Source organism: Stenotrophomonas sp. LARHCG68, from assembly GCF_052871705.1.
Window position 1 is genome coordinate 19663 of record NZ_JBIXJV010000007.1, and the last position, 18651, is coordinate 38313.

An 18651-nucleotide genomic window follows, 5' to 3' on the forward strand; every position below is an offset into this window, starting at 1 on the left:
TTTCGAAGCAAACGCGGAACACCCCTCCCAAACCCTCCCCTTCGCTACGCGAAAGGGAGGGGGCCGACGCGTCGACTGCCGGCTGGCTTCCCGCTGTTGCTGTTGCTCTGCCCCCTCTCCCGCACGCGGGATGGCTGGGGTGAGGGCAGCCTTTGCTTCAAAGCCTCCTTCACTGCGCCAAACGATGGAGATCGAACAGCAACGCGCGGGTGACCTTCTTGCACGACCCGGGCGACCCAAGCAAAAACCACGCAGGCACGGCAGAATCCCCTGCAGTACCGTCCGTCGCCGTTGATCCCATGTCCCACGCTTCCAGCGAACGCGCGCAACTGCGCGCCGCCGTCACCCGCCAACCCGCGGACTTCATTGCCTGGGTCATGCTGGCCGATGCCGAACTCGGTGCCGGTGACATCCAGGCCGGCGAGCAGGCCGCGCAACGTGCCCTGCGCCTGCGACCGGACCACCCCGAAGCCCTCGCCCGCCTCGGCCGTGCGCGCTGGATGCAGAACCAGCATCAACAGGCGGCCGAACTACTGCAGCGCGCCTGCCAGCTCGCCCCGCACCATCCGGGCATGGCGCTGTGGCTGGGCCATGTCCTTGAGGATGCCAACCAGCCGGAGGCTGCCGCCGAGGCGTATCGGCGCGCACACGCGCTCGCCCCCGACGAGCCCTACATGGCAGCACAGTTGTTGAACTGGCAACGCCGCCTGTGTGATTGGCGCAACCTCGACGCGCTGTCACGCCAGGTGCGTGATGCGGTCGCACACGGCAACCCCGCCGTCGAGCCATTCGCCTTCCTCAGCGAGGACGCCAGCCCCGCCGAACAGCTGGCCTGCGCGCGCCAACGCGCACAGGTGCTGGCGCAATCCGTTCCGCGCCTGCCGCCACGCCCGCTGCGCAGCCACGGCCCGTTGCAGGTTGGCTTTCTTTCCAATGGCTTCGGCGCGCATCCCACCGGCCTGCTGACGGTGGCGCTGTTCGAACAGCTGCGCCGGCAACCGCAGCTGCAGGTGCAGCTGTTTGCCCTCAACGCCGATGACGGCAGCCCGATCCGGCGACGCCTGCAGGCCGCCGCGCACGTGCTGCATGCGCTTGCAGGCCAACCGCATGCCGCCATCGCGCAGCAGATCCGCGCGGCCGGCATCGACATCCTGTTCGACCTGCGCGGCTGGGGCGGTGGCGGCACCCCGGAAGTACTGGCGATGCGGCCGGCGCCGCTGCAGGTCAACTGGCTCGCCTACCCCGGCAGCTCCGGCGCGCCGTGGATCGACTACCTGCTGGCCGACGGATTCGTCGTGCCGCATGCGGCCGAAGCGGGCTTCAGCGAGAAGGTGCTGCGCCTGCCGCGCGCCTTCCAGCCCTCGGACAACACCCGCAAGGTGGAGCCCGCGCCGACGCGCGCCGAGTGCGGGTTGCCCGCACAGGGCGTGGTGTTCTGCTGCTTCAACAACAGCTACAAGCTCAATCCGCGCAGCGTCGCCCGGTTGTTGCAGGTGCTGGCCGGCGTGCCCGGCAGCGTGCTGTGGTTGCTGTCCGGCCCCGGCCAGGCCGATCAGCGCCTGCGCCAGGTTGCCCGCCAGCAGGGCATTGATCCGGAGCGGCTGGTGTTCATGCCCAAGTTGCCGCATCCGCAGTACCTGGCCCGCTACCGCCATGCCGACCTGTTCCTGGACACGCACCCCTACAACGCACACACCACGGCCTCCGATGCACTGTGGGCCGGCTGCCCGGTGCTGACCACGCCCGGGCAGACCTTCGCCGCGCGGGTGGCCGGCAGCCTCAACCATCACCTCGGGCTGGACGCGATGAACGTCACCGATGACGCCACCTTCGTCGCCACCGCCATCGCGCTGGGCAATGACCCGGACGCACTGCAGGCAGTGCGCGGGCAGCTGGCGATCGCCCACGAGCAATCCGGCCTGTTCGACATGGCCGCGTTTGCCGAGGACTTCACCGCCCTGCTGCACAGCCTGGCCCGTGGGCATGGCTGGCAGGGCGATGACGCCGACTGACACAGGGCTGCGCTAGTCTCGGCATTCCAGACCGGGAGCCATCATGGGCAAGCTCAAGCGCAAGGAATACGAACAGCTGCTGGAACCAATGCAGCTGGAACTGGCGAACATGGCCCGCTGGGCCCAGCATTGCGGGCAGCGCATCCTGGTGCTGTTCGAGGGCCGCGACACCGCCGGCAAGGGCGGCGTCATCCAGGACGTGGCCAAGCACCTGAACCCACGGCAATGCCGCGTGGTCGCCCTGCCCAAGCCCACCGAGCGCGAGGACACGCAGTGGTACTTCCAGCGCCACATCGCGCACCTGCCGGCCGCCGGTGAGATCGTGCTGATGGACCGCAGCTGGTACAACCGCGCCGGCGTGGAAAAGGTGATGGGCTATTGCACCCAGGCCCAGTACCACGCCTTCCTGCAGCAGACGCCGGTGTTCGAGAAGCTGCTGGTGGACGACGGCATCCTGCTGTTCAAGTACTGGCTGTGCGTGGACCAGGTCCAGCAGGAGAAGCGCTTCGCCGAGCGCCGCGAGGATCCGCTCAAGGGCTGGAAGCTCTCGCCGGTGGACCTGAAGTCACGGCTTGCCTATGCCGACTACACCACGGCACGCGAAGCCATGCTGCAGGCCACCCATACCACCCACGCGCCATGGACGCTGGTGGACTTCAACGACCAGAAGCATGGCCGCCTGACCCTGATCCGCGACCTGCTCGACCGGCTGCCCGACACCCGCGTCGACGAGCCGCTGGTCGCGCTGCCGCCGCTGCCGGGCAAGCCGAAGAAGGAAAAGTACGGCGTGATGAAGCCGATCGCGTCGGTGCCGATCGGCGTCGATTGAGGCCTGCCAGCAACCGCATCGCCCCCGCCATGGCACATGGGCGGGGTTGGGAACCCGGCCTACGTCGGCGCGTTCCGCGCGCCGGGTCAGGCCGCCTTGCCGCCGGCCGCGCTGATGGCCTGCTCGATCTCCTGCGCGTTGACCGGGCCAACGAACTGCTTGGCCACCTTTCCGTCCGGTGCGATCAGGTAGGTCATCGGCAGGCCGCGCGGGGTCGCGAAGTCCTTGGGCGGGTCGTAGACATCGAGGATGGCGATGGGATAAGCCACCGGCCGCGCCTTGAGAAAGCCCTGCATCTCGTCCAGCTCGATGTCCTCGTAGGCCAGCCCCACCACCTCGACGTTGCTGCGCATGGCGTGCAATGCCGACAGTTCCGGCATTTCCTGCAGGCACGGCGCGCACCACGTCGCCCAGAAATTGACCACCACCCACTTGCCGCGGTGGCTGGCCAGGTCGTAGGTCTTGCCGTCGACGGTGGCGACCTGCAACTGCGGGAACTCCGCGGTCTGCTGCACCGCTTCGACCGGCGCGTTGGCCGGTGCAGCCGGTGCTGCCGGAGCAGGTGTCGCCGCCTCCGGCGTGGCGGTGGGTGCCTGCGGCGTGCAGCCGGCCAGCACCAGTGCCAGCACGGCGAACGGAACGAGGGTGCGGTTCATCAGGTTTCTCCGGAAGAGGTATAGATATCGTCGACGCGGCGCTTGAGCAGGGTGCGCAGCGGTACACGCAGCTCATCCAGCGCGCGGCATGCAGCCTGCCCGAGCAGGTCATCGCGGAATGGCAGGTATTCCTCGGCCACGGGGATGCGCAGCTGCGAGCTTTCGTACAGCTCGGCCAGGCTGAGGCCATCCAGGTCGCGCGCCAGCAGCCACTGTCCGCGCTCGTCGCGGCGCAGCAGGTCGATGCGCTCCATCTGCTCGAGCAGCTGCTGCAGCAGCGAGTCGGTCAGCATCGGTTCGAGCAGCAGGATCTGTTCCTCGTCCAGCCCCTTGCCGTCCTGGCGCGCCTCGCGGAACCGACCGATCAGGCGCAGCAGGCCGTACAGCTCGCAGCCCTGCGGCAGGCGCAGCGCCACCGGCTGGTAACGGAAGGCAGCGATCGAGGAGGCCAGCGAGGCCCCCATCAGCACCGATACCCAGCCCAGGTAGATCCACAACAACAGGATCGGCACGAAGGCCACCGTGCCATACAGCTTCTGGTAGGACTGGAAGCTGCCCAGGTACAGCCCCATGCCCCACTTCACCAGCTCCAGCATCACCACCGCCAGCAATGCGCCGGGGATGGCATGCCGCCACTTCACCGAGTGGTGCGGCACCACCCGGTAGATCAGCATCACGCAGGCCAATTCGATCAGCACCGGCGCCAGGCGCAGGCCCAGGTCGGCCAGCCAACGCCCTTCGTTGGTCCCGAACAGGGGCAGCGACAGCACCTTGGCCGAAACGGCCAACGACGCCGCCGCCAGCAAGGCGCCCAGCGTCAACACCGTCCAGTACACCAGGAAGCGGGTCAACTGCGGGCGTGCCGAAGCCACCCGCCAGATGCGGTTGAAGGTCTGCTCGATGCTGTTGAGGGTGATCAGCAGCGATGCCACCAGGGCGATGAAGCCGGCCGCGGTCAGCTGCCCGGCGCTGGCCGAGAACTGGCGCAGGTAGCCCTCGGCGGCACGCGCGGCCGAGGGCACGAAATTGGAGAACACGTAGTCGCTGAGCGCTTCGCTCCAGCGGTCGAACATGGGGAATGCGGACAGCACGCCGAACACGACGATCGCCAGCGGCACCAGGGCGAACACCGTGGTGTAGGCCAGCGAGCCGGCGGCCTGGAACAGGCGGTCGTCGATGAAGCGGCGCCACAGGAAGCGTGCGAAGGTCGCCGTACGCGCCCGGTCACGCAGCCGCTCCGTCCATAGATTGAGTGAATCCAGAGGTTCCATTGGGGAAGGGTACCCGATGCAAAGCGCGGCCCGCATCGCCGATACTGCGGACTCCTGCGTGATGAATGGATGGTGTGATGGCGGAAATTCTGGTGCTGTACTACAGCCGCGGCGGTTCGGTGGCCCGGCTGGCCCGGCAGATCGCCCGTGGTATCGGCGAGGTGCCCGGCATGAGCGCCCGACTGCGCACGGTGCCGCCGGTGGCCGCCGTCACCCAGACCAGCGCCCCGCCGGTGCCCGAGGACGGCGCGCCCTACGTGGAGATCGCCGACCTGGCCGAATGCGATGGCATCGTGCTCGGCAGCCCCACCCGGTTCGGCAACATGGCCGCGCCGGTCAAGCACTTCCTCGATGGCCTGGGCGCGGAATGGGTGAACGGTACGCTGGCCGGCAAGCCGGCGGCGGTGTTCACCTCCACCGCCTCGATGCACGGCGGCCAGGAATCGACGCTGCTGTCGATGCAGGTGCCACTGCTGCACCACGGTTGCCTGATCGTCGGCATCCCGTTCACCGAACCGGCGCTCAGCCATACCACCACCGGTGGCACGCCCTACGGCGCCAGCCACGTCGCCGGTGCACAGGACGACCCGCAGCCCAGCGATGACGAAGCCCACCTGGCCCGCGTGCTGGGCCGGCGCGTGGCCTTCATCGCGCGGCGGTTGGCCGCGCCATGAAGGCGCGGGCGCGCGACGGGGTCCTGGGCCTGGCGCTGCTGGCGCTGGCGGCCCTGTACGGCGTGTGGTTCCGGGCCGACCGTCATCTGGTCGCGGTGCTGCTGGTGTTCGTGGCCCCGCCGCTGCTCCTGCTGGCCGGTGTCATCGCCCGGCGCGCCGGTGCCCGTTTCTGGGCCGGTGTACTGGCCCTGTTCTGGTTCAGCCATGGCGTGATGAGCGCCTGGGCGCACCGCGAGCTCGCGTTGTACGCCTGGCTGGAGATCGGCCTGTCGCTGCTGGTGATCGGGCTGGTGAGCGTGCCCGGGGTACGCGCGCGGTTCGCGCGGAAGACACCGCGATAGCCGCTGGCACCGGGCCCTGCCCGGGTGGCGGCTTGGATTATCATGCGCAGCATCGCGGCATGGCGCCGCTGGCAGTCACCGCAAGGATTTACCGCAATGATGGAAGAACTCCTGGTCGTCACCACCGGCGGCACCATCGACAAGATCTACTTCGACGACAAGTCCGATTACCAGATCGGCGACCCGCAGATCGGCATGATCCTGCGCGAGCTCGGCGTGACCTTCCGCTTCAACGTGATCCCGATCCTGCGCAAGGACTCGCTGCACATCACCGATGATGACCGCGAGCTGATCCGCGCCACCATCGCCGCCCAGCCCACCCGCCACGTGCTGGTCACCCATGGCACCGATTCGATGGTGGCCACCGGCAAGGTGCTGCAGACCATCGCCGACAAGACCATCGTGATGACCGGCGCACTCAGCCCGGCGCGGTTCCGCGGCTCCGATGCCGAGTTCAACATCGGATGCGCGATCGGTGCGGTGCAGTCGCTGCCGCCCGGCGTCTACATCGCCATGAATGGCCGTATCTGGGACCCGACCAAGGTCCGCAAGAACGTGGACGCGAACCGCTTCGAAGCCGTCTGATGGCCAAGGGCACCCGCGCCACCGCGGCACTGGACAAGGCCGGCATCGTCCATGGGCTGCACGCCTACGATTACTCGGCCGACGTCGACAGCAAGGGCCTGGCGGCGGCGCAGGCGCTGGGCATCGACCCGGCGCGCATGTTCAAGACGTTGATGGCGTGGGTGGACAAGCAACCGGTGATCGCGGTGATCCCCAGCGACCGCCGGCTGTCGCTGAAGAAGCTTGCCGCCTGTTGCGGGGGCAAGCATGCACAGATGATGGACATCCCCGAGGCCGAACGGCGCAGCGGCTACAAGGTGGGCGGCATCAGCCCGTTCGCCCAGCAGCGCCCGGCCGGGGTGGTGTTCGCCCAGGACGCGCGGCTGCACGAGCGCCTGTACATCAATGCCGGACAACGCGGGCTGCTGCTGGACATCGCGCCCGACGCTGCCGTGCGTTTCCTGCAGGCCTCCCTGGCCGATGTCTGCGAAGACTGAGCCCTCGCACCGGCACCGCTGCACGCCCGACGCGTAGAAAAGGCCCCGGCGGTGCCGGGGCCGTTACCTCATGCGCGTCGAGGACGGCGCCACCGAGGGCGCCGTCGTTGCCGCCGGATCAGAACGTGATCGACCAGCGGTTGATCCTGCCGGTATCACCACTGGCCTTGTCGTTCACCCGCAGCTTCCAGGTGCCGTTGAGGGCTTCGCTGGACAGGTTCACGTTGAAGGTCTGCTTGATGTCGTCGGCGCTGCCGCCGGCGTAGTTGCTCAGCACGTACACGCTGCCGTCCGGCGCCACCAGGTCCACCTTCAGGTCCCCCTTCCAGGTGTGGCTGATGTCCACCGCCACCGGCGTCGAGGCGGGCGCATTGCCGCTGCGCCCGGACACGCCGATCGCGCTTTCCACCGTGGCGTTGTCGACGATGTTCACCGCCGTGGCGTTGCTGTAGGTCTGCGCGCCCCCGGTTCCGCCGCCGGTGCTCCAGCTGGCCTGCAGGGTCACCCCCGAATAGGCCGCGTAGGCGTTGAGCATCACGTGGTAGGTACCAGCCGTGGGCGTGGCGAACGTGCAGCTTTCCGCATTGCCGCTCTTGTACGGCCGGCAATCGTAGGTGGAGGTGGTCGGCTGGCTGCCGGCACGCACGTACAGGTCGGCATCTCCACTGCCACCGGAGCTGGCGATCACCAGGTTGCTGGCACCGGCAGGTACCTGCACGGTGTAGTACTGGCTGCTACCGGCGGCGCCGGACTGGCCGGTCAACGGCACGCCGTTGCCAAGCACCGTGCCACCCGGGTTCGGCGTGGTCCCGCCATTGACCGCATCCACCACCGCCTTGGCATTGAGGATGCCCGGGCCGATGGACTGCGATGGGGTCGACGGGAACGCGGTCACGTTGGCCTTGATCAGCGCCTCCACCTGGGCCGGCGTCTTCGGCGTGGTGGCCACCGCCTGGATCAGCGCCACCACGCCAGCCACGTGCGGAGTGGCCATCGAGGTGCCGTTGTAGGCCGCGTAGGTTTCCGTGCCCGGCGTGGTGCTGCCGGTGTTGAGCGTGGACAGGATGTTCGAGCCCGGCGCGGCGATGTCGATCAGCGCGCCGTAGTTGGAGAAGCTCGAACGCGCGCCGGTGCTGGTGATCGAGGCCACCGCGATGACGTTGTTGCAGTTGGCCGGCGAGGCGTTGGACACGTTGACGTTGTCGTTGCCGGCGGCGATGACCAGGGTGGTGCCACGGCCGACCGCGCTGTTGATCGCGTTCTGGGTGGTGGTGCCGCAGGCACCGGAGCCGCCGAGGCTGAGGTTGATCACCTCGGCCGGGTTGGCATTGGCCGGCACGCCGGACACGGTGCCACCCGAGGCCCAGACGATGGCGTCGGCGATGTCCGAGTCATAGCCGCCGCAGGTGCCGAGCACGCGCACCGGCACGATCTTGGCGCCGTAGGCCACGCCGGCCACGCCCTTGGCATTGTTGGTCACCGCCGCGATGGTGCCGGCGACGTGGGTCCCGTGCCAGCTCGACCCCTGCGCGGCATGGATGCCACCGCACTGGTTGGCACTGACCCAGTCGCCCGGGTCGCTGGGGTCGCTGTCGCGGCCATCACCGTCGTTGGAAACGCTGGTGTCGTTGATGAAGTCGTAGCCGGGCAGCAGGTTGGCGTTGAGGTCGCTGTGGTTGGTGATGCCGGTGTCGAGCACCGCCACCACCGAGCCGGCCCCGTTGGTCACGTCCCAGGCCTGGTTGGCCTTGATGCCGTAGGTGCCGGAGTAGCCCCACTGCTCGCTGTAGCGCGTGTCATTGGGCGTCAGGCGGACCGTGTTGAGGCGATCGACCTCCACGTATTCCACGTTCGGGTCGGCGGCCAGCTTGCGCATCAGCGTTTCGGCGTCGGCACGGTCAAGCTGGGCATCGGCGCGGATCACGTCCGCCCCCACCGCCAGCCGGCGCAGGTGCTGCACGCCCACGCCCTTGCCAGCACGCACCGGCAGCGCGCGCGCCGCCGACCCCAGGGTCCGCTGCAGGGCGGCCTCGCCGGCGAGCTGCCGGCTGTCCTGCTTGTACTTGACGATGAAGCGCTGGTGCGTCGGCGCGCTGTCCAAGCCGGCCAGGTGGACATCACCGGCGAAGGCCGGCGTACACAACAACAGGGAGGACAACGACACCGTGCCTGCTACAACCAACCCACGGCCAAGCCTACGGTCTGATTTGCGTGACATTGATGAGCCCTTCTGCAAGAGGATGCCGCGTTGCGCGGCCAAGGTCCTGCCCGGGCTCCAGACATCGGTGGGGAAGCGTGTATTGCCCGGGTAGGACTACCCGAACCAGTCCCCTGTAACCGATCCGTCGGCCGAGAGTAAACGCCGGATAAACCCCTGCCAAGAGGGTTGCAGGCGAAACCATCGCTTCCGCCACTGCCATAAGTCGCTGTTTCACAAAACAAATGCGATGGCGTTCTCAGATCCTGACAATGAAAAACCCGCCCGGGCGCAGGGTCCGGGCGGGTTGGGATCGATCACGCCGTGGCGGATCAGGCCAGGCGCACCAGCCAGCCGTGGCGGTCCGGCAGGCGGCCGTACTGGATGTCGGTCAGTTCCTTGCGCAGCGACATGGTCACCTCGCCGGCCGGGGCGGCCAGGTCACCCACCGAGAAGCCTTCGCCCTTGAGCTGGCCGATCGGGGTGATGACCGCGGCGGTACCGCAGGCGAACACTTCGGTGATCTCGCCGGAGGTCACGCCCTGCTTCCACTCATCGATGGACACCTTGCGCTCTTCCACGGTCATGCCGCGGTCGCGCGCCAGCTGCAGGATCGACTCGCGGGTGATGCCCTCCAGGATGCTGCCCGACAGTGCCGGGGTGACCAGCGTGTTGGTCTTGCCGTAGACCAGGAACACGTTCATGCCGCCCAGCTCTTCAAGGTACTTGCCCTCGACCGGGTCCAGGAACAGCACCTGGGAGCAGCCCTGCGCCTGCGCCTGCTGTTGCGGCAGCAGCGAGGCAGCGTAGTTGCCACCGCACTTGGCCGCGCCGGTACCGCCCTTGGCGGCGCGGGCGTAATCGGTGGACAGCCAGATCGCCACCGGCGCCACGCCCTTGGCGAAGTACGGGCCGGCCGGGCTGGCGATCACGTAGTAGGTGGCCTTGTGCGCGCCGCGCACGCCGAGGAAGGCCTCGTCGCCGATCATGAACGGACGGAAATACAGGCTGGCCTCGTCCGCGTCGGACACCCAGTCCTTGTCGACCGCGGTGATCTGCTTGAGCGACTCGACGAAGATTTCCACCGGCAGTTCCGGCAGCGCCAAGCGACGTGCCGAGCGCTGCAGGCGCGCACCGTTGGCTTCCGGACGGAAGGTCCAGATCGAGCCGTCGGCGTGGCGGTAGGCCTTGATGCCTTCGAAGATCTCCTGGCCGTAATGCAGCACCGCTGCGGCCGGGTCCAGCGAGATCGGGCCGTACGGCGTGACCGCCGCATCGTGCCAGCCGGTGTCCTTGTCCCAGCGTACGGCCACCATGTGGTCGGTGAAGTACAGGCCGAAGCCCGGCTTTTCCAGGATCTTGGCGCGCTCTTCTGCGCTGCGCGGATGGTCCGAACGGGTGACGGCAAAACTCGGGGAAGACTGGGACACCGGATGATTCCTTCCAGATTGCGGGATGGGACACAACGCCGGCGCGGGGGGTCACCGGTTCCAACGCGTCCGGCCGGCGGCAGCTGCGGTACGGGAAATGCCGATACCGCAGGCGCGCAGGCCAGCCGTTACAGCATGCCAGTTTCCAGACGGGCCGCCTCGGACATCATGTGACGCCCCCACGGCGGGTCGAACACCAGCTCGACGTCGGCCTGGGCCACCGTCGGGATCATCTCCAGCTTGCTGCGCACGTCGTCGACCAGGATCTCGCCCATGCCGCAGCCCGGCGCGGTAAGCGTCATCTTGACGTCCACCTCGCGCTGGCCGTCGTCCAGGTGCCTGAGGTCCACCTCGTAGATAAGCCCCAGGTCAACGATGTTGAACGGGATCTCGGGGTCGAAGCAGGTGCGCAGCTGCTGCCAGACCAGCTTTTCGACATCCTCGTCGCCGGCGTCGTCCGGCAGTTCCAGCCCCGGCGGCGGCTCCTTGCCGATCGCGTCGCCGTCCTTGCCGGCGATGCGGAACAGGTTGCCTTCGACAAACACGGTATAGCTGCCACCCAGCGCCTGGGTGATGTAGCCATAGCTGCCGGCGGGCAGGGTCACGCTGTCGCCCTGCGGCACCATCACGGCCGGGCAATCACGTTCGAAATGGACGGGTTCGCTGCTACGGGAATACATGTGGATCGATATGGGGACGCGGTCGCTACCCGCAAGACGGCCATTTTATCCGACTGGGCGCGTCGCCCGCTGAAGGGCTATGCTGCGGGACCTGTCCGGGAATGCTCATGTCCTCCGTTTCCTCGTCGGCGCGCGCCGTCCACCACTGGCTTTGGCCGCTGTTGCTGCTGCTGGGAAGCATCACCCTGACCGTCTTGTGGCTGCTGGTTGCCCTGTCGCTGGGCACCCAGGCCGGCTGGATGGCGATCGTCGCCGCGCTGGAAGCCGCGTGGATGCTGCGTCTTGGCGGTTTGCCCGGCGGCCGGGCGCGGGTCCTGATCACCCTGGCGGCCACCGTGCTGATCGCCGCAGCCACCAACTGGCTGATCGCCTCGGCCTACATGGGCGGGCCGATGGGGCTCACTCCGTGGGAATCTGCGTTGCGCATGGGGCCCCATCTGGCCTGGACCCTGCTGTCCATGGCCAACGGCCTGGCCGAGGGCATCTGGCTGCTGATCGCCCTGGTGGTCGGCTGGCGCATGGCCCGCTGAGACCCGCGGCCGGCAGCTCCCGCTCGCCACAGGCTCCCCTCCTCTCCCCCTGCCGACATGCCCGACGCCGCCGGTGGCAGGCTGTGGCGGGGGCCGACCTTGCCTGCGCGCAGGCCATGTGACGCCACGATCTCGCAATGTTTCAGACACTGCGAGACAAAATGTCAGTTCCGGCACATGGTTCCCTGCCGGAGACGCACATTTGTTGGAGTTAATAATTCGTAATTTCAAGGCTCCCCCGCACCAGCCAAGCGGAGTTGCCCGTGAGCATCAAGCCCCTGAGTCAGGCCGTACGTAGTGCATTGCTCCCCCTTTCCACCGCCGCCCTCGCATTGGGGGCCGCAGGCAGCGTCCTGGCCCAGGACACACCGCCCAAGGAGGAAGCCACCAACCTGGACCGCATCCAGGTCACCGGCTCGCGCATCAAGCGCGCCGACCTGGAGACCTCCAGCCCCGTCTTCACGATCGACCGCCAGAACATCGAAAGCTCCGGTGCGGCCACGGTCGGTGAGTTCCTGCAACGCACGCCGGCCATCGCCGGTGCGGCCACCAACCCCCAGGTCAACAACGGCGGCGGCGCCGGCGCGGCGACCGTGGACCTGCGCGGCCTGGGCGTGAACCGCTCGCTGGTGCTGGTCGACGGCAAGCGCTGGATCGGCACCATCTCCAACGCCAACGGCGCGGTGGACGTGAACTCCATCCCGATGGCGCTGATCGAACGCGTGGAAGTGCTCAAGGACGGCGCCTCGGCGATCTACGGCTCCGACGCCATCGGCGGCGTGGTCAACTTCATCCTGCGCAAGGACTTCCAGGGACTGGAAGCCAGCGCCTTCTATGGCATTTCCTCGCGCGGTGACGCCGATACCCAGCGTTTCGACGCCACCTTCGGCATGCATGGCGACAAGGGCCGGCTGATGCTCGGCGCCAGCTATGACAAGGAAGACTCGGTCAGCGCCGCCGACCGCACCTACTCCAGCCAGCCTTACCAGCTGTATGCCGGCGAAAAGGGCATCGGCGGCACCAGCCGCATCCTGACCGGCCGCTACGTGGTGCCGCGCACCGCCGCCGGCGGCGTGGACCTGAGCGACCCGAACTGCGGCACTGGCGACAACGTCACCCTGACCCGCATCGATGGCCGCCCGGGCACGTCGCAATCGGACTTCCGCTGCTTCAATGCGGCCACCGACGTCTACAACTTCCAGGCCGACGGCAACCTCAACCTGACCCCACAGGAGCGCACCTCGCTGTTCATGAGCGGCAACTACCAGCTCACCGACAACATCGAGGGCTTCCTGCTGGGTTCGTGGCTGCGCACCGAATCCTCGTTCTTCATCGCGCCGCTGCCGTTCGACGGCCGCGCGGCGGTGGACAACGTGCCGATCAGCGCGGACAGCATGTACAACCCGTTCGGCGTGGACATCACCGACGCACGCCTGCGCCTGCGTGACTTCATCCCGACCCGCACCACCCGCTTTGAAACCGAGACCTACCAGATCACCGCCGGCCTGCGCGGTGCCTTCGGCGACAGCAGTTGGAGCTGGGACGCCTCCTATGGCTACGGCCGCACCCCGCAGACCACCGCGGTCCGCGGCTACCTGTACAGCCCGGGTCTGACCGACGCACTGGGCCCCTCGATGGTCGACCCGGCCACCGGCAACCCGATCTGCGTGCGCACGCCCGGCGACCCGGCCACCGCCATCGCCGGCTGCCTGCCGGTCAACTTCCTTGGCCCGCCGCCGGACCCGAGCACCGCCGCCGGCCAGGCCCAGCTGGCCGCGCTGGAGCTGATCAACCCGACCATCCACAGCAGCAGCGAGAACGACCTGAAGGTCTTCAATGCCAACGTCACCGGCGACCTGTTCCAGTTGCCGGCCGGCGCCGTCTCGCTGGCGGTGGGCGTGGAACGCCGCGAGGAATCGGCCAGCTCCAGCAGTGATTTCCTGACCATCATCCCGCCGGGCGAGACGGTCTGCCTGATCACTCAGGAAGCCTGTACGTTCGGCGACATCAACGGCAAGTTCGACGTCAACGAAATCTACGCCGAAGCACTGATCCCGCTGCTGGCCGATGCGCCGTTCGCCGAGAAGCTCAACGTCTCGCTCGGCACGCGTTACTCGGACTACTCCAACTTCGGCGGCACCACCAATTCCAAGATCGGCATGGAATGGAAGCCGTTCGCCGACCTGCTGATCCGCGCCACCTATGCCGACGTGTTCCGCGCCCCGACCATCGGTGACCTGTACGCCCCCACCGTGCCCAGCGCCAGCACCTACACCGACCCCTGCAACGGCTACACCGGCGGCAACCCCAACGCCTGTACCGGCGTCCCCACCGACGGCTCGTTCCGGCAGAGCAACAACCAGGTCACCTCCTTCCAGGTAGCCAACCCGGACCTGCTCCCGGAAGAAGGCGACGTGCTCACCTACGGCTTCGTCTACAGCCCGAGCTGGCTGGAGGGCTTCAGCATCACCGCCGACTACTGGCGCGTGAAGCTGGACCAGTTCATCACCAACCTGCCGGAGAACGTGCTGCTCAACCAGTGCTTCAACTTCGGCCGCTTCTGCGACACCTTCGTCCGCGACGATGCCGGCGACGTGGCGCAGATGACCAACGTCACCGGCAACTTCGGCACGCTGAAGACCGCGGGCATGGACATCGGCTTCCGCTACCTGTTCCCGGAAAGCGCATGGGGCAAGTTCAGCTGGAACCTGGATACCACCTACCTGGCCCAGTACGACGTGCAGCTGCTGTCCGGCGACCCGAGCAGCAACGTCGGCGCTTTCCCGGGCATTCCGGGCAGCACCGGCCTGGCCGGCACGTTCGTCGACAACGCCTCCTCGGGCTTCGGCAACATGGCCCGCTGGCGTGCACTCAACGACATCAGCTGGTCGCGCGGCAACCTCAGTGCCAGCCTCACCACCCGCTACGTACACCACGTGTACGAAGCACCGGACGTAGCCGATGTCACCGAGCCCGGCTACGTGGCCAGGCGCCGGGTGCCGTCCTTCACCCAGACTGACCTGCAGATCGGCTACCGCTTCGAGGACCTGAACAACAGTTCGATCCAGATCGGCGTGCGCAACCTTACTGACCGTCAGCCGCCGTTGATCTATTCTGGCTTCAACGCCTCGACGGACATGCGGACCTACGATGCAATCGGACGTTACTACTGGATGCGCTGGACAGCCCGCTTCTGATCCCGCAGCCGTCACCCCCCCTTCCGCCGCGGCCCCGGCCGCGGCGGAAGGACACGGCGGCGACCTTCGCCACTACATCCGCACCTACGATGACAGCCTGCCAACGGAGATGTGCGGCAAGTTGATCGCGTCGTTCAACGCATTGGGCCGCTTCCAGCAACGCAACGGGCGTGGCGTGCGCGCCGGGCTCGAACAAAGCGCCTGGACCGAGCTGGACATCAGCCGGCTCTCCGATGCGCCGTTCCTGGCCTTCTTCCGGCAGCTGATCAGCCAGTCGCTGCAGCGCTACAACGCCGATGTCGGGCTGCCGCTGGCCCTCCCCGACAGCCCCCTGCTCAGCCCGCTCATCCTCAAGCGCTACCGCGCCGGTGGCGATGAGAAGTTCCAGACACACTTCGATGCCATCAACGACGTCTGCGACCGCTACCTGGTGTTCCTGTGGTACCTCAACGACGTCGGGCACGGCGGCCAGACCTGGTTTCCCGGCCTGCACACCGGCGTGGCCCCGCGTGCCGGCCGCCTGCTGATGTTTCCGCCGTACTGGATGTACGCCCACCAGGGCCAGCCGTCGCCGGACCAGGACAAGTACATCCTGTCGACTTACCTGCGCTTCCCGCAGCGTCACTCCATCGTGTAGCCGAACCGCCTTGCCCACGGCTCCAGTTCGGCCAGCACGGCATCGCCAAAGAAGGCGCGGTAGCGCTTCCAACGGCCCACCGCGTTGGCATTCACCGGCTGGATCACCTGCGAGTAGCTGGGCGTGTTGATGCGCCGGCCGCGCTGCGCCGCTGCATGGTGCGACTGCAGCTGCGCGGCCTGCATCGGCAGCGACAGGAAGCCCATCAGCGCCTCCAGATGCTGCGCCGGGGCCTGCACTAGGTCCTCGTAGCGCAGCACATGCACGCGCGCCGGCACCCATTCGCGCTGCGCATGCCACCACTCCATCACCCGGGCGTAGGTGTGCGCCGTGGACGCCAGTGATTCGAAGGCCAGCGCGCCGCCGTTCAAGCCGAATGCCTGCATGTGGCAGCTGAGCACGCAATCGCAGGGGTGGCGTAACAGCAGCAGCCAATCGGCCTGTGGAAACAGGCGGGCCACGTACGGCAACCGCGTCATCGTCAGTGGGTACTTGTCCACCAGCCGCCCCTGCGGCACGAGGTGGCGATGGACCTGTTGCCAGTAGTCGGCGCGCGCCTGGTCCACCGCGGCGCCGGGAAGACCATCCAGCGATGCATCCAGTGCCGCGTCACGCCAGCCATCGCGCCTGCGCAGGTTCTCGATCATCACTTCCAGCGCTGGCCGCTCATCGAGCACGTCCAGCGCGCTGTGCGCATCGAGCATGCGCTCCAGCAACGTCGTACCGGAACGCGGGAACCCCACCAGGAACACCGGATCAGGCGGCCCCTGCCGCCTGCCTGCATCGACCGCCACGGCCGGCGCGTGCCGCCGGCGCTGGTCCAGCCAGCCCAGCACGGCCGGCAATGCCGTTTCCGGCCAGCGTGACTGGAACGCAAGGCGGGCCTGTGCGTGCGCGTGTTCGAGCGCATGGATCGCCGCAGCCGCGTCGCCCTCCTGATCGTGGTCCTTCGCCATCTCGAACCAGAGCTGGGCGCGCATGGCCGGATCGGCACCGGCCGGCAATGCCGCCTGCGCCAGCGCGGCCGCCGTGCGCGGCTGCCCGCTGCGTCGCGCGATCCGTGCCGACGCCAGTGCCAGCATCGCCCGTCCGTCATCCGACGCCGGCAGTGGCAGACCGGCCAACACCTGCGCCGCCTCGTCCACGCGGTTGAGCCGTTCCAGCAACAGCGCCAGCTGGATACGCGGTTCCGCATCCTCCGGCATCTGCCCGATCAACCCGGTGTACAGCGCCAGCGCCACTTCGTCCTGGCCGCACTGCATCTGCAGCCACGCCAATGCCTTGCGCTGCTGCCCGCCCAGGTGGCCGGCCTCCAGCCCCGCCAGCACCTGCGCCGCGTCGTCAAAGCATTCGAACTCGACCAGGCAGCGTGCGTAGGCCAGGCGTACGTCCGCCGCCTCCGGTTCCAACGCATACGCCTGCACAAGCAACCGGCGCGCAGGGGCGAACCCGCCCTTGCCAAGGCAGGCCAGCCCATGCCCGAGCAGATAGGCCACTCCCTCCGCGCCCTGGCGGCGCGCGTTCTCGAATGCCTGCACGGCCGCGTCGATGTCATCCAGTTCCAGGCAGGCGTTGCCAAGATTGATCCAGGCCTCGACCAGGTCCGGCTGCAGGCGCAACGCGTGTTCGAGCAGCGGCCGGGCATGCCCGGCCTGGCCATGCTGGAGATGGAACGTCGCCAACAGCGCCAGGCCCGGCGCGAATGCCGGCGCCACCCGTACCAACCGTCGAGCCAATGCTTCGGACTGTGCGCACTGGCCGTCATGCCACAACGCCAACGCCTGCTCGTAGAGATCGCGCACCTGTCATCGCCCCTGGAAGTTGCATGGGAAATCATCACAACGCTCGACGTGGAATCGCAACAAATGCAAATCGAGCTGCAAACCCATGCACGCGCGGCTTGCGCCTGCGGGTTCAGCATGGGCCATCCGGCCTCCTGGCAACTCTCTCCCAGGCGAGACCTTCCTCAGCCCCCGGCGTAATGGGGAAAGCAGGGCCAAAAAAACCGGATCTGCCCGGCTCGTCCGGGCTATTTTTTTTCCTGCGATTTGGTCATACGCTACACCCGATTGATGTCGCGGGCAGGAACACGCAAGGGCATTCCCAGCAGCGCTGCTTTTCACGTTGAAGCCATCCATCCACGACACGGTCGGGATCCCCGACGGTGGAGGCGCAGTGAAGATCCGGCACCACCAGCTCCACGGATCGCAGGCCCTGAGCCTGCCTTCCGGTCCCAGCGACAGCGTGCATGTTGTCGCCAGTTCAGGACGCGGGACACGCCTGCAGGTGCCGGCAGGCTGGGTAAGCGTAACGGCCATTCTGCATGGCGAACTCGAACTCTCCAGCAATGACACGCCCTGGCTGCTGCCTTCGCGCCACGTGCAGGTCTGGCTGGAGGGCGGGCTGCGGCATCACAGTCGCTGCCATGCGCGCTGGATGTGCATCACCGCCCCACTGCAGACGTGGCGTCAGGCACACCCCGGCCCGCTGCCGGGCAGTGCGTTGATCCCACGCCAGGAACCCTGTCCGCATGCCCTCGCCCGCCCGATCGTGCACCTCACGCGCACGCGCTGGTTCCCGACCGACGCCGATACCCCCGAGGTAGCCGATGCGTTCATGCAGCTGCACGACGCCCTCATCGAGCAGCAGCAGGCACTGCAGGGCGAGCTGGAACGCTGCAGCGGGCGTACCGCCGCGCGCCGGCACCAGACGCTGCTGCGCCTGCTCAAGGTGCAGCACCTGATCCGCTGCAACGTCGACGACCGGCTGGATCTTTCGCGACTGGCGGCGATCGCCAACTACTCGCCCACGCACCTGATCCGCGTCTACCGCGAGGTGTTCGGCGAAACGCCGAGCGAGTACGCCATCCGCCTGCGCCAGCAACGGGCGTGGGAGCTGGTCCAGGGCACCGGACTTTCCGTCTGCGAGATTGCCGAATCGCTCGGCTTCGAGAGCGAAAGCGCGTTCTGCCGGGCGTTCAAGCATGCCTTCGGTTGCACCACGTCCGAAGCGCGACGCCGCCAAGGCGCCGGCCCGCTGCAAACCGCCGGACCACCATCCTGCGCGGATGCGGCATCTGCCGACCAACGGGCACCTGCCCTGGCGCCTTGACGCGGGCACGCTATCTCACGATTGC

16 protein-coding genes and 1 pseudogene are annotated in these 18651 nt (G+C 67.7%); 10 read left to right on the forward strand and 7 right to left on the reverse strand.

Annotated elements, in window-relative coordinates:
• Positions 1 to 299 precede the first annotated feature (299 nt).
• Together ACIPR8_RS17635 and ppk2 are read left to right on the forward strand one after the other, a co-directional pair.
• Complete coding sequence (locus ACIPR8_RS17635; protein ID WP_446541861.1) at positions 300 to 2012, forward strand: O-linked N-acetylglucosamine transferase, SPINDLY family protein; 1713 nt, start codon at positions 300 to 302, stop codon at positions 2010 to 2012.
• Positions 2013 to 2055: 43 nt separating this feature from the next.
• On the forward strand, positions 2056 to 2841 hold the full coding sequence (ppk2, locus tag ACIPR8_RS17640) for a polyphosphate kinase 2 (protein ID WP_446541862.1): 786 nt from the start codon (positions 2056 to 2058) through the stop codon (positions 2839 to 2841).
• Positions 2842 to 2927: 86 nt separating this feature from the next.
• Here ppk2 and ACIPR8_RS17645 read toward each other — a convergent pair whose 3' ends face one another.
• Both ACIPR8_RS17645 and ACIPR8_RS17650 read right to left on the reverse strand, forming a co-directional pair.
• Positions 2928 to 3497, reverse strand: coding sequence for a TlpA family protein disulfide reductase (locus ACIPR8_RS17645; RefSeq protein WP_446541863.1), 570 nt, complete (start codon positions 3495 to 3497; stop codon positions 2928 to 2930).
• Complete coding sequence (locus ACIPR8_RS17650; protein WP_192286612.1) at positions 3497 to 4768, reverse strand: YihY family inner membrane protein; 1272 nt, start codon at positions 4766 to 4768, stop codon at positions 3497 to 3499. Before ACIPR8_RS17650 ends, ACIPR8_RS17645 begins: the two co-directional genes overlap by 1 nt.
• Positions 4769 to 4845: 77 nt before the next feature.
• Between ACIPR8_RS17650 and wrbA the strand changes: the two genes are divergently transcribed.
• The 4 genes from wrbA to ybaK all read left to right on the forward strand — a co-directional run bounded on the left by wrbA (position 4846) and on the right by ybaK (position 6844).
• Entirely contained in the window at positions 4846 to 5442 is a 597-nt protein-coding gene (gene wrbA / locus ACIPR8_RS17655) for an NAD(P)H:quinone oxidoreductase (protein ID WP_446541864.1), read from the forward strand.
• Positions 5439 to 5783, forward strand: a complete 345-nt coding sequence (locus ACIPR8_RS17660) for a DUF2069 domain-containing protein (RefSeq protein ID WP_446541865.1) — start codon at positions 5439 to 5441, stop codon at positions 5781 to 5783. The genes wrbA and ACIPR8_RS17660 overlap by 4 nt, the downstream gene beginning before the upstream one ends.
• 99 nt (positions 5784 to 5882) lie before the next feature.
• Positions 5883 to 6368 carry an asparaginase domain-containing protein gene (locus ACIPR8_RS17665; protein ID WP_132866171.1) on the forward strand — a complete coding sequence of 162 codons (486 nt, stop codon included), beginning with the start codon at positions 5883 to 5885 and terminating at the stop codon, positions 6366 to 6368.
• Positions 6368 to 6844, forward strand: a complete 477-nt coding sequence (ybaK, locus tag ACIPR8_RS17670) for a Cys-tRNA(Pro) deacylase (protein WP_446541866.1) — start codon at positions 6368 to 6370, stop codon at positions 6842 to 6844. Before ACIPR8_RS17665 ends, ybaK begins: the two co-directional genes overlap by 1 nt.
• Positions 6845 to 6962: 118 nt before the next feature.
• Here ybaK and ACIPR8_RS17675 read toward each other — a convergent pair whose 3' ends face one another.
• The 4 genes and pseudogenes from ACIPR8_RS17675 to sufT all read right to left on the reverse strand — a co-directional run bounded on the left by ACIPR8_RS17675 (position 6963) and on the right by sufT (position 11151).
• Positions 6963 to 7349 (reverse strand): proprotein convertase P-domain-containing protein, encoded by a 387-nt coding sequence (locus tag ACIPR8_RS17675; RefSeq protein ID WP_446541957.1) that lies wholly within the window; start codon positions 7347 to 7349, stop codon positions 6963 to 6965.
• Positions 7329 to 9062: pseudogene (locus ACIPR8_RS17680) on the reverse strand (S8 family peptidase); the annotation flags it as partial. The gene ACIPR8_RS17675 and the pseudogene ACIPR8_RS17680, both read right to left, overlap by 21 nt.
• Positions 9063 to 9373: 311 nt before the next feature.
• Positions 9374 to 10471 carry a branched-chain amino acid aminotransferase gene (locus tag ACIPR8_RS17685; RefSeq protein WP_132864899.1) on the reverse strand — a complete coding sequence of 366 codons (1098 nt, stop codon included), beginning with the start codon at positions 10469 to 10471 and terminating at the stop codon, positions 9374 to 9376.
• 128 nt (positions 10472 to 10599) lie between these two features.
• Positions 10600 to 11151 (reverse strand): putative Fe-S cluster assembly protein SufT, encoded by a 552-nt coding sequence (gene sufT / locus ACIPR8_RS17690; protein WP_132864900.1) that lies wholly within the window; start codon positions 11149 to 11151, stop codon positions 10600 to 10602.
• Between the two features lie 107 nt (positions 11152 to 11258).
• On the opposite strand from sufT, the gene ACIPR8_RS17695 reads away from it, so the two are divergent.
• From ACIPR8_RS17695 to ACIPR8_RS17705, 3 genes are all read left to right on the forward strand, one after another.
• Positions 11259 to 11681: a hypothetical protein gene (locus ACIPR8_RS17695; protein WP_132864901.1), complete on the forward strand. Its 423-nt coding sequence runs from the start codon at positions 11259 to 11261 to the stop codon at positions 11679 to 11681.
• Positions 11682 to 11944: 263 nt separating this feature from the next.
• Entirely contained in the window at positions 11945 to 14878 is a 2934-nt protein-coding gene (locus tag ACIPR8_RS17700) for a TonB-dependent receptor domain-containing protein (RefSeq protein WP_192286616.1), read from the forward strand.
• 121 nt (positions 14879 to 14999) lie between these two features.
• Entirely contained in the window at positions 15000 to 15515 is a 516-nt protein-coding gene (locus ACIPR8_RS17705; protein WP_446541867.1) for a 2OG-Fe(II) oxygenase, read from the forward strand.
• Here the strand turns inward: ACIPR8_RS17705 and ACIPR8_RS17710 are convergent.
• Positions 15500 to 17317: a sulfotransferase gene (locus ACIPR8_RS17710; RefSeq protein WP_446541868.1), complete on the reverse strand. Its 1818-nt coding sequence runs from the start codon at positions 17315 to 17317 to the stop codon at positions 15500 to 15502. The genes ACIPR8_RS17705 and ACIPR8_RS17710 overlap by 16 nt on opposite strands.
• Positions 17318 to 17690: 373 nt before the next feature.
• On the opposite strand from ACIPR8_RS17710, the gene ACIPR8_RS17715 reads away from it, so the two are divergent.
• Positions 17691 to 18626 (forward strand): helix-turn-helix domain-containing protein, encoded by a 936-nt coding sequence (locus ACIPR8_RS17715; RefSeq protein WP_446541869.1) that lies wholly within the window; start codon positions 17691 to 17693, stop codon positions 18624 to 18626.
• Positions 18627 to 18651 lie beyond the last annotated feature (25 nt).

Bases quoted from the DNA above. Each gene is read 5' to 3' on its own strand.
- ACIPR8_RS17635 (WP_446541861.1), top strand. From the start codon at position 300: ATGTCCCACGCTTCCAGCGAACGCGCGCAACTGCGCGCCGCCGTCACC.
- ppk2 (WP_446541862.1), top strand. From the start codon at position 2,056: ATGGGCAAGCTCAAGCGCAAGGAATACGAACAGCTGCTGGAACCAATG.
- ACIPR8_RS17645 (WP_446541863.1), bottom strand. From the start codon at position 3,497: ATGAACCGCACCCTCGTTCCGTTCGCCGTGCTGGCACTGGTGCTGGCC.
- ACIPR8_RS17650 (WP_192286612.1), bottom strand. From the start codon at position 4,768: ATGGAACCTCTGGATTCACTCAATCTATGGACGGAGCGGCTGCGTGAC.
- wrbA (WP_446541864.1), top strand. From the start codon at position 4,846: ATGGCGGAAATTCTGGTGCTGTACTACAGCCGCGGCGGTTCGGTGGCC.
- ACIPR8_RS17660 (WP_446541865.1), top strand. From the start codon at position 5,439: ATGAAGGCGCGGGCGCGCGACGGGGTCCTGGGCCTGGCGCTGCTGGCG.
- ACIPR8_RS17665 (WP_132866171.1), top strand. From the start codon at position 5,883: ATGGAAGAACTCCTGGTCGTCACCACCGGCGGCACCATCGACAAGATC.
- ybaK (WP_446541866.1), top strand. From the start codon at position 6,368: ATGGCCAAGGGCACCCGCGCCACCGCGGCACTGGACAAGGCCGGCATC.
- sufT (WP_132864900.1), bottom strand. From the start codon at position 11,151: ATGTATTCCCGTAGCAGCGAACCCGTCCATTTCGAACGTGATTGCCCG.
- ACIPR8_RS17695 (WP_132864901.1), top strand. From the start codon at position 11,259: ATGTCCTCCGTTTCCTCGTCGGCGCGCGCCGTCCACCACTGGCTTTGG.